We start from the raw sequence: 15,519 nt of genomic DNA on the forward strand, positions 1-15,519 counted from the left end.
AAGCTTAATCCTTATTCGTTGCGGCAATAGAGATGCTTTCTACACCTGCCATCTTAATCTGGTCCATTACCTTCACGACTACGCCCGCATTGGCTTCGGTATCCGCTTGAATAACAACCGCACCATCTGGGCTTTCAGCGCGTAGACGTTCTATGTTGGCACGTACTGCATCGACTTCGATGCGGCGCTTATCAACCCAAACATCTCCAGCAGCACCAATTGCCACCATGATGTTACCTTTCTTCACGGTTTGCGCAGAGCTTGCCGTAGGACGATTTACTTCTAGACCTGCTTCTTTAACAAACGATGTTGTTACGATAAAGAAGATCAACATGATGAATACGATGTCTAGCATCGGTGTCATATCGATAGCGGCTTCTTCGCTGCTATCACTGCTATAGCGTCTCTTCATGACCTATACCTCTAATTCCGTTTACTCAGGCAATGTGCTTTAGCTTGTCTTCAAGCTTCTGCGTGGTGACTCTGGCTAAATGATCAAGACGAGTACTAAAGAAAAGTCCTGATAGAGAAGCCACCATTCCCGCTAATGTTGGGATTGTTGCCTTTGAGATCCCCGAGGCCATTGCTCGAGGGCTTCCTGTACCTGTAACCGCTAAGATATCGAATACTTGAATCATACCGACAACAGTGCCGAGTAGACCAAGTAGGGGACAAAGTGCAATCAGTACCTTAACGATTGGCAGCCCTTTCTTATTCTCAATATCCTGACGAGAAACGATTTCTTGTCGGATCATCTTAGCGTTCCAGCTTTTATGTTCTGAGCGCTCTTCCCAAAAGCTAACGGCTTTTTTCATTGCTTTTGGAGCGACGGCAGCGAAGTAAAACCAACGTTCTAGCAATACTGCCCACAACATGAAGCTGAGGATAAAGATGACGACAAGTACGTCGCCACCCATTCCCAAGAAGCGCCTAATTGATTCAAGTTCTCCAACTAACCACCACATAATGCCTCCTTAGCTTTCGGCTTTATGCAGTTTTTCCTGATAGCGAGCGATGAAGCCTGCACTCTGTTCTTCAAGAGTTTGAACCAAACGACGACCTTTACTGTGTACGATGGTGTACAGGAACAGTAGAGGAATTGCGACAACCAGACCAAGCATCGTAGTAACAAGTGCTTCTGAGATACCGCCAGCCATTAGCTTCGGATCACCTGTACCAAATAGTGTGATGGCTTGGAACGTACCGATCATACCCATAACCGTACCCAGTAGACCTAGAAGTGGTGCTACAGAAGCGAACAGTTTGATTGAGCTGATAAAGCGTTCAATGCTCGGTGCGTTACGTAGGATGATCTCATCGAGTTTAGCTTCAAGATCTTCAAGGTTGTCACCTTTGTGCTCTTGGTAAGCTTGGATAACTTCACCCAGTGGGTTGCCAGGAATAACCGTGTCTGATTTCGCTTGCTTACGCATTTTGCCACCGATAACCAATAGGCGTAGGTAACAAGCGAGCGCAATCAATGCACCGACAGCACCCATAGCTAGGATGACGTAACCAACGATGCCACCTTGGTCAATACGCTCCTGAACGGTAGGACTTTGTACAAGTAGAGACAGAATCACACCACGAGATGGGTCGATAAATAGTGGTTCGTAAGTGCCGTCTGCAGCTTCAAATCCGCCAACTAGGCGAGTGATGTTTTTGCGAGGCTGACGTGATAGCTCTTCAAACTTACCAGTTTGCGGCACGTAAGTTACGTATTTGCCATCTGCGATTGCGTTGAACTCACCCACTAGCGTGACATCTCGAACCGCTTCTTTACCTTCTCCATATACAACAGTTGCAGGTGCTGTTGTTGTCTCACCTGAAACCACTACTTGTTGTAGGATTGTGTGCCAGAATGCTTCAAGTTCTTGCGTAGAAGGCAGTTCTTTACTCTCTGCTAGTTTTGAAAGTAATGCGTCACGCTCTGGGAATTGAACTGCATTTTGTGAAGCAGCGAATAGCCCTTTAAACTCACCCGCGTATTGACGAACGACACCAAACATTTCGCCTAAAGTGCCTGAACGTACACGTAGTGTTTCAGTCAGCTCGGTAAGTTGCTTGTCGTTTTCGTCGAACGTAGCTTTCAGTTCATCGCCGAGTGCTTGTTGTGCGGCTAACTCATTACGGGCTTGCTGAAGCAGTGCAGCTTGCTTGTCACGGTTGTTTCTGAACTCGGCTTCGCGAGCTTTGTTCTCTTTTGATTCAACGATGCTTTCTGACTTTACGTTTTTCAGAAGCTCAGATAAGTTCTTCGGTGCCTCAGCGTGTGCACCAGAAATCATGAATAAGCTCGCTAGTAAACCAGCGGCTAGAGTTTTGAATCCTTTCATTTCTTATTCCTCTCCAGCAAATACAGGCAGTTTGATCAGCGCTGGTGGCGCTTGCTTCTTAGCGATACGAAGGCCTTGCTGTACAGCAATACGGTAGCTTTCAGGTAGTGATTCCCATTGGCGGGTTTGTTGATTCCACATGCCTGTTTCGCCGCCATCCGGAGATTGGAACAGAAGCGCAGTACGACCAATACGTAGGAAGTCGTAAGTCACGGTCTCACCGTTGCGCTCTAGGCTAGCTTTGTAAGATTCAATTGAGCGAGAGAAGCCTTCTTCGATTTGATACGCTTCCATCACCTTACGGAATTTTTCTGATGTTGTTACGTCTGCACGATCCATAAGGTCACGCAGTTCATTGACACGCTTGGTGCGCTCTTCTTTTTGGAAAGGAAGGTCGAGAGTCACGAATTCATCTAGTGCGTCGATCATCTTCAGTGTTAGGGGTACAACCTCTGTGGCTGTTTGGTCAATCTGAGCAATCTGGTTATTAAGTGAATCCAGTTCGCCTTGTTGCGATTGAACCATTCGATTGATCTGCTCATTGTAGACTTTCATGCTGTCTACCTGACGCAATAAGCCTTTGTATTCCGCGAGCATACCTTCCGTGCTTTCGGCATAGGTGTCGATCTTTTGTTGTGAAACTTCTGAGGACTTGTTTGCTTTTGCTTGTGTTGAAACAACTGCTCCTGAGTTTGCTGCTACAGAGCTACTACTGATAGTAAGCAATGCTGCAGCTATGGCACTAAGGCCAAATTCCTTAAATTTCATGTTGCATCCTTGTCAGTGTTTAAGTCAGTCGAAAAGGGCGCGGAAAACCCGCGCCAAATTTTTTATAAGAAGTCGTATGATGCTTCGATGTATAGTTGGCGACCGATTGGGTCGTCATAGCCACTTGCATAGAACGGAGACGTATCATTTAGAGGATCTTTAGGTGGTACTTTGTCGAATAGGTTGATAGCACCCAAAGTCACACGGCCATTCTCGTTGAACTGGTAAGTGGTTGTAAGGTTCCAAGTTGTCATACTTGCAATTTCTGCGTCATATCCAGCAGCTTTTGCTGCGTCACAGTCATCAAAGTAGTAACGGTTAGCATAGCTAGAACACATGCGGTCACGGTACTTACCAAATACATTCATGCTTACATCTTGGTAAGCCCAACCCAAGTTTAGGGTTGCTGTGTACTCTGGCATAAAGTCAGTTTCGTCGATTACTGGCTCTGCATCGTTTTCTTGGTATTCCGCGATAAGGATCTTGGTTAGAGCGACGCGAGAACTAAATGAACCATACTCATTAGTATCGTAAGCGTATGTAACAGCGATATCGATACCTGAACGTTCTTCAAATGATTGGTTCACCGGGCCGTAAGATACTGATTTAATTGTGCCGTCTGGATTACGAACCACTTCAGTGCCAGGGTACTTACCTGGATCATTAATTACGTCTTGGTAGCTTGGCGCTGTTACAACATCTTCCATTTTGATGTGGTACCAGTCTACAGTTAGACCCAAGTCGTCAACTGGCTCCCATGCAAGACCCAAGTTAATGTTGGTACTTGTTTCTTCTTCTAGCTCAGAATTTGGACCGTTTTCAGTATCAAAATATTGAGTATCACACTCAGGATACTTATCTTTGTCCTGAGGACCGCTACCACCTGCTGCTTCACACAGTACAGGATCGAAACCTGAACCAAAACCACGAGTAACTTCACCGAATAGACGCTTCAGGTCTGGCGCTCGGAAACCAAGACCATAGCTACCACGAAGCAATAATGTATCTGTTGGGCGATACGCTAGTGCCACTTTTGGAGTGAACGCGCCACCAGTTGCAGAGTCATCGAAGTAGTGGTCATAACGACCTGCTACAGTCATTTCTAGATCTTCGATAATAGGGATCAGAGCTTCGACACCTAGGCCGACTTGATCACGCTCACCGCCACCAGCAGAACCACCTAAGCCAGAGAAACCACCAGCAGCCGTAGTAGCATCAATGCTTTCTTGGTAATCCGTGCGGTTCCACTCACCGTATACAGCGAAACCAGACATACCCGCAGGTAAGTCAATTAAATCGCCAGAAAGTGAACCATTTAGAGAGTAAAGCTTTGAGTAGGCTTCTTTGGTTGACGTACCACTGTATTTGTTCACAGCCTCTTGTGAAATTGGGCCTAGTAGGTCTACTTCACCGTTTTGTACGGCTTCATCAAGAGTTTTGTAGATAGCCGGGTTATCAGTTTCTACAGATTGCTCTGAGTAACCTGCATAAACGTCCCAATCATAAGTATCCGCTAGTAGACCATTTAGACCGAACGTTAGACCGAAAGAATCAGCTTCTGTGTTACTTTCACGAGGCCCAAACTCAACCATACGACGAGTATATTCACCAGCACCACGGAAGTGTGTATCGTCAACAACAACATTGTATGGGTTTGGTTCGAATTCAGATTCCGTAGATTTATAACCAAAGCGCGCTTCGGCCATAGCGGTTACATCATCGTTTACGTCCATTTCGCCACGGACTAGCAAATCAATTTGTTTGTTCTCGGGCTTTAGCGTCCGGTATGCAGAACGGTTGAAACCACACTTACCATCAGCACGGTCTACCCCTGCTTCGCCTACTACTTCTTTACATGATGAACCTACGTCGGCCGGAGTTAGATGAGTTCCATCTTTGCCATAAAAGTTTGAACCGTAGCTTGAGTAACCGCTTAGTTGTGAGCGACTTGAGTTATCGTCACCGGCCCAGTCTCTGTCAGACTGTTTCAGCATCTCGTTACCAGCAAATTGGCCTACGAATAGAATTCTTTTGTCATCGAAGTCTTTACCTGCAACAACATCTAGACGACCATTTTGGTAACCACCGTCAGTGGCATCACCCGCGCGAACTTTAACTGAAACACCATCAAAGTCTTTTTTCAGGATGAAGTTAACAACACCACCGATTGCGTCAGAACCGTAGATTGCAGAACCTGAGTCAGTCATGACCTCGACTCGTTCGATAGCTGCTACAGGGATCTGACCAATGTCTTGGAAGTTTGAAGTGCCGTTCTCTGCTAATGGATATTGAGGTAAGCGACGACCGTCAATCAAAATCAACGTACGAGAAGCTCCAAGACCACGTAGGTTTACCGATTGAGCTGCAGGAGTGAAAGAGAATGAGTTTGTTTGCGCCATCACACCGCCGGTGTTTTGAGTCAAACTGTTTAAAACGTCCTGAGCGCTATTGAAACCTTTCGATTCAATGTCTTTGCTGCTTATTACAGTTACTGGAGATGGGCCTTCCATATCCGTAGTGGAGATTCGTGAACCTGTTACCTTCATTTTCTGAAGTTGTTCAACTTGCTGCTCTTCTGCCTGCGCTGCTAGAGGTGCCACTGCTGCGGTTCCCAGTGCAAGGCTGATCGCAACAGATAAAGCGGTTGTGTTTTTATACATCCTTGTTGCTCCGATTATTATTATTTCCTATGTCTGGCCACATAACGACCAATTGTGACGTTAATATTTCGTTAACGCTAATGGCATGTATACCTGAGATGAAAAAAGGAAGTCAAACCAGTGGTAAAGGGAGATAAGTAAATGTAAAAAAGATGTAAAAACCTAAGGGTGACATAAATCACAGAATATTTTCCTGTAAGATCTTTATAAAACGAGATCAAATTTTAATAAAACACCGTATTTTGTGTTTCTTGTAAACAGTAATGTCTTATGTTGTCTATGGTTTTTAAGCGGGCTTTGAATGCTAAAAACTAGATAATATGCAGCATATTGTTCTTATGCACTCATTTTATGGAATGGGTGACATGTTAACTCGATCGTAGTGGTTGGTATCAAATTATGATACCCATTGTGATAAAAGGGCTCATTGATATTTTGACGTCAAATTAACCTTTGGTTTAAGTGTCTTAATAGTCACTGTTAGTGCATGTTTATGTAAGCTTTTCACTCTAAAGTGCCTAGATTGATATTCTGTATGAATGACTTTTGTGGTTTTTTATATTTTTTTACAAAAACATTTTCATTTTTCGACATTGAAGGAAGTTTGTCATGTTTTGGGCTCAAACACTTGAAGCGTGCGGAGTTTCAAGATAAATATGACGCTGAAATTGTTGCAGTAGTGGAAAAAACTAGTTATTGAAACTCAGGGAGTGCGTTTTAATAACTTCAGTTGCTACGTTATCGAATTGCACCATTTTGGGCCGGAAACCTCCTCCCCGAACCCGCCTAACAATGGACAGTAGACATGGAGTAAGTTGTATATGCTGTCGTATTTTTTACGCCGATTAGCATTAGTGATTCCAACATTCTTGGGAATTACTATTCTAATTTTTGCTATCACTCGATTTGTACCCGGTGGCCCAGTTGAGCGAATGCTGTCTCAAATGCAGTCGCAGGGAGACGGTGCCGCGGCTATGACCTCTGCGGGGGGGTAATACTGCACTTTCAGAGGATCAAATCGCTGAGCTGAATGCTTTTTACGGTCTAGATAAGCCTGTAACAGAGGCTTATATCGATTGGTTAAGCCGATTATTGGTTTTAGACTTCGGTGAATCAACCCGTTACTACGAACCTGTTTCAGACATGATCGCTGAGCGCCTGCCAGTCTCACTATTTTATGGTGGAATGACGTTTTTTATTAGTTACTTCATTTCAATTCCGCTCGGTTACTACAAAGCGTTGAAGCATGGTTCCGTGTTTGACTCTGCTTCTTCTATTCTTATCTTCGTTGGCTATGCCTTACCTGGCTATGTAGTTGGTGTTTTGCTGATTACGTTGTTCAGTTATCACCTAGAGTGGTTCCCAATGGGAGGCTTTGTCGGGGACGACTTTGACGACTATGAAACCTTCTTTGAGCGTGCTAAAGACATTATGTGGCATGCGGTGCTGCCTCTTATTTGTTACTTGATTGGTGATTTTGCAACGCTAACCATGACGATGAAGAATAACCTGATGGAAAACCTGTCGTCAGATTACATTCGTACTGCGATTGCCAAGGGCTTACCGTTTAAGAAAGCGGTACGCAAGCACGCACTACGCAATAGCTTGATACCTATCGCTTCTCACTTTGGCAACTCGTTATTGTTCTTTATGACCGGGGCATTCTTGATTGAAGTTATTTTCAATATCGATGGTATCGGATTGCTTGGTTATGAATCGATTATGGAGCGTGACTACCCAGTAGTAATGGGAATTGTCGCTATCAACGCGATGCTGCTTCTGATAGGTAACATCATCTCTGATATTTGTGTTGCTTTAGTCGACCCTCGTGTGAAGTTTGGAGCGTAATATGATTAAAGTTAGCCCATTAACTCAAAAGAAAATCCGCCACTTTAAAGATATAAAACGTGGTTACTGGTCATTTCTTATTTTATCGACCATGTTGGTTTTATCGCTGTTTGCGGAGTTGTTGATCAACAGCAAAGCGTTGGTAGTAAAGTACGATGGTAGTTACTACTTCCCTGTTGTGAGCGATGTACGTTTGGGAAGTGACTTTGGACAAGCGTCCTCTAGCGAAGCGGATTACCGCGAACTACAGAAAGTATTTACTGCGGAAGGCAGTGATAACTTCGTTATTCTACCTATCGTGCCTTGGAACCCATATGAGCAAGACTTCAGTGGTGACTTTCCTCCAACGGCGCCAAGTGCTGAAGACAAACACTATTTGGGTACCGATGTTATCGGCCGCGATATTTTAGCTCGACTAGTCTATGGCTTTCGTACCGCAATGGGTTTCGCGCTACTAACGATGGCTATTTCTTATGCTATCGGTACTGCGGTTGGCTGTGCGATGGGTTTCTGGGGCGGAAAGTTTGACCTATTTGTTCAGCGTCTAATTGAAGTTTGGTCAATGGTGCCATTCCTGTATGTCATCATGATCTTAGTATCGATTGTTCAGCCTACCTTTACCTTATTCGTCGCCATCAACGTCCTATTTGGCTGGATGGGGATGACTTGGTACATGCGAACCATGACTTATAAAGAGTCTGCGCGTGAATACGTAATGGCGGCTCGTGCATTGGGGGCTTCAACTGGTCGTATCCTGTTTAACCACATTCTGCCAAACACGATGGTAATGATTGTGACGCTTGCACCCTTTACTATCGCAGCAAACATCACCGCGCTAACGGCTCTGGACTACCTCGGCCTTGGCTTGATGCCACCAACTCCAAGTTGGGGCGAGCTGTTGCAACAAGGTAAGTCGAATTTAGACTCGCCATGGATTGTTTCATCAGTTGTGGCTTCGATTGTACTGGTATTGGTCATGGTGACCTTTATTGGTGAAGCGATTCGAGCGGCGTTCGACCCGAAAAAATTCACACGCTATGTTTAAGCAAGCATTGTGAGCAAAACATAAAAAAGGGAAGTTTTATGAATAAATTATTTTTAGCGTCTACGCTGAGCGCCCTGAGTTTTGGTGCGATGTCAGAGACGCTTCAGACTGACTTAAACTGGCATACAAATTGGGATGCACCATTATATGCGTCTGAACAAGCGCAATTTGGTGGCACTTATCGTACCTTCATGTCTAGTTTCCCCCAGACACTTCGCAGTGTTGGCCCCGATTCTAACTCTGGGCTACGCGGATGGTTTGCCGATGATGCACCAAACTTAGTTCGAAAGCATCCAAACACGCTAGAGTGGATTCCTGACCTAGCTAATGAGTGGGCGTTCGATGACGATAACAAGACTATCTATTTCAAGCTAAATCCAAAAGCTCAATGGTCTGATGGCAAGCCGGTTACTGCTGATGATTTTGTCTTCATGCTTAAGTTTTACCGCTCTAAAGATATCGTTGCACCATGGTATAACGAGTACTACACCAATGTGATCGCTGATGTCATCAAATACGATGACCACACTTTGGCTTTCGTTTCTGGCTCAGAGAAAAACCAAGAAGATCTGTTGTATACGCTAGGCTCTTTGACCCCTAGACCTGCGCATTTTTATGCCAATCCATCGAAAGATGAAAATGGCGATGGCATCGATGATAACTTTGTTCGCAAATACAACTTTAAGAGTGAGCCAACGACGTTTGCTTACTACCTAGATAAAGTCAAAAAAGGCAAAAGTGTTACTTTTAAGCACGTCGGAGAAGATTGGTGGGGTTACTCAAATCCATACTATAAGAATCGCTACAATGTAGAAAAAGTGCGCTTTACCGTGATCCGAGATGCAGATATCGCGATGAAGCACTTCGAAAAAGGCAAGCTTGATTCTTTTGGTTTAGTTAGGCCGATCCTATGGCATGACAAGACCAAAACTGCGCCATACGAGAAAGGTTATATCACTAAATTCTGGGGTTACAATCAATATCCAGAAGGGGCTGGCGGCTTATGGCTGAATACCGCTAACCCAATGCTAAGCGACTTAAATGTGCGAAAAGGCGTCGCATTGGCGAGTGATTTTGATGGCATGATCGAAAAACTCACTCGTGGGGATTATGTTCGTAAACCGAATGCCTTAGGCGTAGGGCGCGGTGATTATGATTTGAAAGATGCGGTACCGCCAAAGTTTGAGCCTGAAAAAGCAGTGGAGTACTTTAAGGCGGCGGGATTTGATCAAATTGCTGAGGACGGCATCCGTGTCAACGATAAAGGTCAGCGATTAAGCTTTGCCATCACGTATAGCTTTGCGGGTCATACACCACGAATGTCATTCCTTAAAGAACAAGCCAAGTTAGCTGGGCTTGAGTACACATTGAACTTGGTGGATGGTTCATCGGCGTTTAAATACATCTTAGAGAAGAAGCACGAGGTGGCATTCTTAACGATGGGAACAGCAGAAGTTCCGGCATACTGGGAGTATTTCCATTCAGTGAATGCGAACAAACCGCAAACTAACAGCCATGCTAATTACAGTTCTCCAGAATTAGATGCACTTATTATGGATTTCAAACATGAGTTTGATATCGATAAAAAGCGCGCAATTTCTCGTCAAATCCAAACCATTATTAATGACGCTGCCGTGATTGTTCCTGGATATATGGTGCCATATACCCGTGAAGGTCATTGGCGTTGGATGAAGTATCCTGAGCAACCAATGACGAAACGAACAGCGATGCTTTTCCCTAATGCATTCTCTCCGGGTCTTGGGGTGTTCTGGATCGACAAAGATATTAAGAAACAAACTGAAAAGGCGATGAAGTCGGGTAAAACTTTTGAGCCGAGTGTGTTTGTTGACGACACTTATAAGCTGTAAGGATGTGTTATGGAAAACGATGTAATCCTAAGTGTTAAAGATTTAGAAGTAGAGTTCACGACCGACGATGGCCCGGTAAAGGTACTTCATGGTGTTAACTTTGATGTTCGTGCAGGTCGCACGCTTGGTTTGGTAGGTGAGTCGGGCAGTGGTAAGAGTGTGACCTCAATGTCCATCATGGGTCTGTTACCTAAGCCTTACGGTAATATCATTAATGGTGAGATTAACTATCGTGGCACTAATCTCGTGACGCTCCCAGCAGAAGAGATGTACGCCATGCGTGGTGACCGTATTTCGATCATTTTCCAAGATCCGATGACGGCACTGAACCCGGTGCATTCTATCGGTCGCCAGCTTTGTGAAGTGCTAGAGCTGCATCGCCCAGAATTAGGGAAAAAAGAACGGGAAGCTTATGCCATTGAAATGCTGGCGAAAGTTAAAATTCCAATGCCAGAAAAGCGCTTGAACGAGTACCCACATAACTTATCAGGTGGTATGCGTCAGCGTGTGATGATTGCGATGGCGTTGGCATGTAAGCCTGACATTTTGATTTGTGATGAACCTACTACCGCACTGGATGTAACCGTTCAAGCGTCTATCCTTGACTTAATGAATGAGCTTCAAGAAGAGACGGGCATGGCGATGATCTTCATTACCCACGATCTTGGTGTGGTTGCCGAAGTGTGTGATGACGTGGCGGTGATGTACGGTGGTCGTATTGTCGAAAAAGCGGAGATTTTTGAGCTATTTGATAATCCACAACACCCTTACACAGAGCGCTTGATGGGGTTGATGCCTAGTTTGGATAATGAACCAAAACAGATGATCGACATTAAGCCAATTGATGCCAGCATGTTTGCTAGCTAACAGGTGCAAAGTGAGCACGTCATAAAAGAGGATGTTATGGCTAAAGAAGTATTAAGAATTGAAGATCTTAAGCAGCACTTTGTATCTGGTAAAGGGCTGTTTAAGAAAGGCTACACCATTAAAGCGGTTGATGGTGTGTCATTATCAGTAGGCGAGGGGGAAACTCTTGGCCTAGTAGGTGAGTCTGGTTGTGGTAAAAGTACCTTGGGCCGCACGATTCTCAAGTTGTATGAGCCAACTGAGGGCAAGATTTTCTTTGAAGGCAAAGACATCACCAAGTTATCCGTAAAGCAGATGCGTTCTCTGCGTAAAGATATGCAGATCGTATTCCAAGACCCAATGGAATCACTTAATCAGCGTCATACTATTGGCATGATTCTCGAAGAGCCATACGTGATTCACAATGTGGGCACATCTGCAGAGCGTAAGCAGTGGGTTAAAGAGCTACTGGTTAAAGTCGGTCTGCCTGAAGCCGCAGTAAACCGTTACCCACATGAATTCTCTGGTGGTCAGCGTCAGCGTATTGGTATCGCACGTGCGATTGCTCTAAAGCCTAAACTGTTGATTTGTGATGAGTCGGTTTCAGCGTTGGATGTATCGGTCCAGGCGCAGATCTTGAACTTGCTACTGCAACTCCAGCAAGAGATGAACCTAGCAATCATCTTTATCTCCCATGACTTGTCTGTAGTGAAGCATGTGTCTGATAAAGTAGCGGTGATGTACTTTGGTAAAGTTGTAGAAGCGGGTAACGCGAAGGAGATCTACGCGAACCCTCAGAACGATTACACCAAAAAGCTTTTATCGGCGATTCCGATTACGCACCCGAAATACCGCAAGAAAAAGCGCTTAGCAGAAAAAAAGCAGCAAGTGGCGTAGCGCCATCTGCTGAGTAAAATTATCATCAAAAACGCTCCAGTTAGTTGGGGCGTTTTTATTATGAGCGTATTTTTATAGCGGGAGAACGCACGTGCCTTCAGTTTCTGTAAAATAGCGTGCTACACTGCAAACTTATTCCTTTGATTTTTTTGGATAGTTGGCCATGCCGTCGCATTTACCTAAATCATTCAGTCGTCCATTTCTGAAACTTTTTCATCTGCTTGAAGCCGTTCTATTGGTTGCTATTACTTTGGCGACCGTGTGGGCGATGGTGGAAGAGTTTATCCATATTTATGTACAAAAGCGTGTTTCACTTGATGACATCTTATTGATGTTTATCTACCTCGAAGTGTTGGCCATGGTCGGGCAGTTTGTGATGAACGGTAAGATACCGGTTCGTTATCCAATTTACATTGCTATGATGGCCATTGCTCGTTACATCACGCTTGGCATGAAAGAACTCGACTCAGTGATGATCGTATGGCTTTCTTTAGCCGCGTTTATTCTGGCTGCGGCAACCTTGGTTATTCGAGTCGGTCATCATTATTGGCCGTATATCGATAATCAAACCGCCGAAAAAGACGAATGATGTTATTAAGCCTCGCCCAGTGCGAGGCTTTGTTTTGGCGTGAAGGGAAATCACATCCAAATGGCATTGGGGTAAAAAAGTGTAAAGTCATCTCAAGCCATCTTGTTTCTTGTCTAATTGATGAGTATCTTCACACTAACCTTTTTACCTGTTCTGATGAGATATTGTGATGCTAGCGAAAAGCACATCGACAATTTATTTTCTGCTGAGTGTCTTGATTGCATTTGCGCTTTCAAGCGGTATCGCTCGTGCAGAAATACCATCAACAGTGAGCCACATCACGACGGCTGAGTCTCTGCATATTAGCTACTGTGACTTAACCTTTGGTTCAGCAGAAAAGGACGAACCGAGTTGTTGTGAACCTGGCGGAACATGCTTTGAAAAGCAGTGTTGTTCCCATGGTCACGCATCGGGTTCGGCTGTTGTTGAAGCTCAGCTAAGAATTTATGAAGCTCCATTCCGAGATGAAATGGCGGTAAGCAAAGCCGCGCTCTACACCAGTGCAGACATGCACTCTCACTATCGCCCTCCGATAGCTTAATTCCTATCTCGCAGCGTATCGCTGCCAACAATGTTACTGCACGAATTGCCGTGTGAATTTGTTATGCGTGTGAATAGCTTTCTATTTGCACCATCCTGTGATGGGAATGAAAAATGAAAACTAATCTAATTGCTCGTAACGAGCACCTTGCTGCGCACCTGCCAAACCTTGTTATCAACCGAAAAGCGGGAGGTCGCCATGATGCATAAGCATTTACCGATCATCTTGTTTGTGTCTGTGTGTTTAATTTGGGGCACCACGTGGTTTGCGATGGAAGTGGCGGTGCAAACTATTCCGCCCATTTTTGCTACCGGACTACGCTTTTTGATCGCAGCGCCGCTATTAATCATGTTGGCGAAACACCTCAATCAGCCCCTGTTCTTTCCTAAGGGAAAAGTATTTTGGATGTTCGTGGTCGCGATTTTCTATTTCGCGATTCCATTTACCTTGATGATTTTTGGCGAACAGTACATTTCATCAGGTCTTGCTTCGATCATCTTCGCCAATATGCCAATTGCAGTCATGGTGACATCGAGCTTGTTCCTTGGACTTAGGTTACGTAAATCGCAGATTGCTGGTCTTTTGGTGGCGGTTCTGAGCTTAATTCTGATTCTGGCTAAAGAGATGAGTTTAGGTGGCGAGGATTATCTACTGGGCTTTCTCGCTTTAGGTGGGGCGGTCGCAATTCATTCGGTGATGTATGTGTTTGTCGAAAAGTTCTGCAAGGGTATTCCTGTACTGACTTACAACGCCTTTCCTAGCTTTGTCGCTTCCGTATTGTTGTTTATCACCTCATTGCTTGTTGAGCAGCCAGATATTTCTCAGTTCTCGATGGATTCGATTACCGCTGTGATTTATTTAGGTATGTTTGCCAGCGTCGGTGGCATCGTGGCGTACTTTAAACTTGGACAGGTGTCGACGCCGTTTACTGCCTCGATTTGTTTTCTGTTTTTCCCGTTGATTGCGCTTAGCCTTTCAACATGGATTGCGGGTAACAGTTTGTCGTTGGTTTCTGTTGCCCTGCTGCTGCCATTACTTGGCGGTATTTTTGTAACGAAAGCCGAGCCTGCTTTCTGGCAGCGCTTTCGCCTTAAATCTGCAGAGCCAAAGCCGGTGCTATGTGAGCATTGTATGAAGAATCTCAATGCCTAACACAGACTAAAGTTTATTAAAAAAGCCCTGCAATGCAGGGCTTTAGAAGAGAAATCGAAAGGTCTGTTATTCGATGTTCTGAATTTGTTCACGCATTTGCTCAATCAGAACTTTCAGTTCAACACCTGATGCGGTGATGTCTGTACTGATAGATTTCGACGCTAGCGTGTTAGATTCGCGGTTGAATTCTTGCATCATGAAATCTAGACGACGGCCTACTGCGCCACCTTTCTTCAGGATGTTTGTGGTTTCTTTTACGTGAGAATCAAGGCGGTCTAGCTCTTCCGCTACGTCTGATTTTTGTGCCAGAAGGATCAGCTCTTGCTCAACGCGAGATGGGTCTAGCTCAACTTTTGCATCTTCAAATTTTGAGAACAGACGCTCACGTTGCCATTCTAGGATTTCAGGCATGCGTGCACGAACTTTTACCACTTCAGATGTGATCGCTTCGAGACGTTGCTCGATCAGCGCTTTCATGTTGTCGCCTTCACGGCCACGCGCTTCAATGAACTCACTAATTGCTTCATCAAATGCAGCAAGCAGTTCTTTGTTTACCTCATCCATGTTCTGCTCTGGCGTCTCCATCACGCCTGGCCATTGCATTACTTGGAATGGGTTGATGCGGCTTAGTTCACCCGTCATGTGCATGACTTGTTCTGCCGCTTTGATCACTTGGTTTGCCAGTGCTTCGTTGATGCTAAGTTCAGCTTTTGCTGCTGGGTTTGCTTCAAAGCGTAGGCTACATTCTACTTTACCGCGTGCTAGGCGCTTACGAAAACGCTCACGCAGTACAGGTTCAAGAGCGCGGAATTGTTCTGGCATGCGGAAGTAAGTTTCTAGGTAGCGTTGGTTCACACTGCGGATTTCCCACACTGCGCTACCCCAATCGCCTTTTACTTCTTTGCGCGCATACGCTGTCATACTGTAAATCATCGAATTTTCCTGTCTTCTAATTTGCTGAAAATTACC

Annotated in this window: 13 protein-coding genes and 1 pseudogene; 8 read left to right on the forward strand and 6 right to left on the reverse strand. The window is 44.9% G+C overall.

The features are described 5' to 3' along the window. Positions 1–4 precede the first annotated feature (4 nt). The 5 genes from B853_RS00595 to B853_RS00615 form a co-directional block, all read right to left on the reverse strand. Positions 5–412, reverse strand: coding sequence for an ExbD/TolR family protein (locus B853_RS00595; RefSeq protein WP_010445055.1), 408 nt, complete (start codon positions 410–412; stop codon positions 5–7). Between the two features lie 25 nt (positions 413–437). After that, positions 438–965 carry a MotA/TolQ/ExbB proton channel family protein gene (locus tag B853_RS00600; protein ID WP_010445056.1) on the reverse strand — a complete coding sequence of 176 codons (528 nt, stop codon included), beginning with the start codon at positions 963–965 and terminating at the stop codon, positions 438–440. Between the two features lie 9 nt (positions 966–974). After that, positions 975–2,336 (reverse strand): MotA/TolQ/ExbB proton channel family protein, encoded by a 1,362-nt coding sequence (locus B853_RS00605; protein WP_010445057.1) that lies wholly within the window; start codon positions 2,334–2,336, stop codon positions 975–977. A gap of 3 nt (positions 2,337–2,339) precedes the next feature. Further along, positions 2,340–3,104, reverse strand: coding sequence for a DUF3450 domain-containing protein (locus tag B853_RS00610; RefSeq protein ID WP_010445058.1), 765 nt, complete (start codon positions 3,102–3,104; stop codon positions 2,340–2,342). Between the two features lie 62 nt (positions 3,105–3,166). Beyond that, the gene (locus tag B853_RS00615) at positions 3,167–5,764 is read right to left on the reverse strand and encodes a TonB-dependent receptor plug domain-containing protein (protein ID WP_010445059.1); all 2,598 of its coding nucleotides are present in this window, start codon (positions 5,762–5,764) and stop codon (positions 3,167–3,169) included. A gap of 821 nt (positions 5,765–6,585) precedes the next feature. Here B853_RS00615 and B853_RS00620 point away from each other — a divergent pair. The 8 genes and pseudogenes from B853_RS00620 (at position 6,586) to B853_RS00655 (ending at position 14,550) form a co-directional block, all read left to right on the forward strand. Next, a pseudogene (locus tag B853_RS00620) lies at positions 6,586–7,612 on the forward strand (ABC transporter permease subunit). Position 7,613: 1 nt separating this feature from the next. Further along, positions 7,614–8,657, forward strand: coding sequence for an ABC transporter permease (locus B853_RS00625; RefSeq protein ID WP_038883416.1), 1,044 nt, complete (start codon positions 7,614–7,616; stop codon positions 8,655–8,657). A gap of 38 nt (positions 8,658–8,695) precedes the next feature. After that, on the forward strand, positions 8,696–10,525 hold the full coding sequence (locus B853_RS00630; RefSeq protein ID WP_038883417.1) for an extracellular solute-binding protein: 1,830 nt from the start codon (positions 8,696–8,698) through the stop codon (positions 10,523–10,525). A 9-nt stretch (positions 10,526–10,534) separates the two neighbouring features. Beyond that, complete coding sequence (locus tag B853_RS00635; RefSeq protein WP_010445063.1) at positions 10,535–11,392, forward strand: ABC transporter ATP-binding protein; 858 nt, start codon at positions 10,535–10,537, stop codon at positions 11,390–11,392. 36 nt (positions 11,393–11,428) lie between these two features. After that, on the forward strand, positions 11,429–12,268 hold the full coding sequence (locus B853_RS00640) for an ABC transporter ATP-binding protein (RefSeq protein WP_081641154.1): 840 nt from the start codon (positions 11,429–11,431) through the stop codon (positions 12,266–12,268). A 163-nt stretch (positions 12,269–12,431) separates the two neighbouring features. Beyond that, on the forward strand, positions 12,432–12,857 hold the full coding sequence (locus B853_RS00645; protein WP_010445065.1) for a phosphate-starvation-inducible protein PsiE: 426 nt from the start codon (positions 12,432–12,434) through the stop codon (positions 12,855–12,857). Between the two features lie 169 nt (positions 12,858–13,026). After that, positions 13,027–13,398: a hypothetical protein gene (locus tag B853_RS00650; protein ID WP_038883419.1), complete on the forward strand. Its 372-nt coding sequence runs from the start codon at positions 13,027–13,029 to the stop codon at positions 13,396–13,398. A 198-nt stretch (positions 13,399–13,596) separates the two neighbouring features. Next, the gene (locus B853_RS00655) at positions 13,597–14,550 is read left to right on the forward strand and encodes a DMT family transporter (RefSeq protein WP_038883421.1); all 954 of its coding nucleotides are present in this window, start codon (positions 13,597–13,599) and stop codon (positions 14,548–14,550) included. Between the two features lie 66 nt (positions 14,551–14,616). Here B853_RS00655 and B853_RS00660 read toward each other — a convergent pair whose 3' ends face one another. Further along, complete coding sequence (locus B853_RS00660) at positions 14,617–15,483, reverse strand: YicC/YloC family endoribonuclease (protein WP_038883423.1); 867 nt, start codon at positions 15,481–15,483, stop codon at positions 14,617–14,619. Between the last annotated feature and the right edge of the window lie 36 nt (positions 15,484–15,519).

The sequence above is a fragment of the Vibrio rotiferianus CAIM 577 = LMG 21460 genome, from assembly GCF_002741985.1.
GTDB lineage: Bacteria > Pseudomonadota > Gammaproteobacteria > Enterobacterales > Vibrionaceae > Vibrio > Vibrio rotiferianus.

What these genes read in the sequence shown, in the direction of transcription:
- B853_RS00635 (WP_010445063.1), top strand. Translation starts at nt 10,535, where the DNA reads ATGGAAAACGATGTAATCCTAAGTGTTAAAGATTTAGAAGTAGAGTTC.
- B853_RS00655 (WP_038883421.1), top strand. Translation starts at nt 13,597, where the DNA reads ATGATGCATAAGCATTTACCGATCATCTTGTTTGTGTCTGTGTGTTTA.
- B853_RS00605 (WP_010445057.1), bottom strand. Translation starts at nt 2,336, where the DNA reads ATGAAAGGATTCAAAACTCTAGCCGCTGGTTTACTAGCGAGCTTATTC.
- B853_RS00660 (WP_038883423.1), bottom strand. Translation starts at nt 15,483, where the DNA reads ATGATTTACAGTATGACAGCGTATGCGCGCAAAGAAGTAAAAGGCGAT.
- B853_RS00640 (WP_081641154.1), top strand. Translation starts at nt 11,429, where the DNA reads ATGGCTAAAGAAGTATTAAGAATTGAAGATCTTAAGCAGCACTTTGTA.
- B853_RS00630 (WP_038883417.1), top strand. Translation starts at nt 8,696, where the DNA reads ATGAATAAATTATTTTTAGCGTCTACGCTGAGCGCCCTGAGTTTTGGT.
- B853_RS00610 (WP_010445058.1), bottom strand. Translation starts at nt 3,104, where the DNA reads ATGAAATTTAAGGAATTTGGCCTTAGTGCCATAGCTGCAGCATTGCTT.
- B853_RS00625 (WP_038883416.1), top strand. Translation starts at nt 7,614, where the DNA reads ATGATTAAAGTTAGCCCATTAACTCAAAAGAAAATCCGCCACTTTAAA.
- B853_RS00650 (WP_038883419.1), top strand. Translation starts at nt 13,027, where the DNA reads ATGCTAGCGAAAAGCACATCGACAATTTATTTTCTGCTGAGTGTCTTG.
- B853_RS00645 (WP_010445065.1), top strand. Translation starts at nt 12,432, where the DNA reads ATGCCGTCGCATTTACCTAAATCATTCAGTCGTCCATTTCTGAAACTT.
- B853_RS00600 (WP_010445056.1), bottom strand. Translation starts at nt 965, where the DNA reads ATGTGGTGGTTAGTTGGAGAACTTGAATCAATTAGGCGCTTCTTGGGA.
- B853_RS00615 (WP_010445059.1), bottom strand. Translation starts at nt 5,764, where the DNA reads ATGTATAAAAACACAACCGCTTTATCTGTTGCGATCAGCCTTGCACTG.
- B853_RS00595 (WP_010445055.1), bottom strand. Translation starts at nt 412, where the DNA reads ATGAAGAGACGCTATAGCAGTGATAGCAGCGAAGAAGCCGCTATCGAT.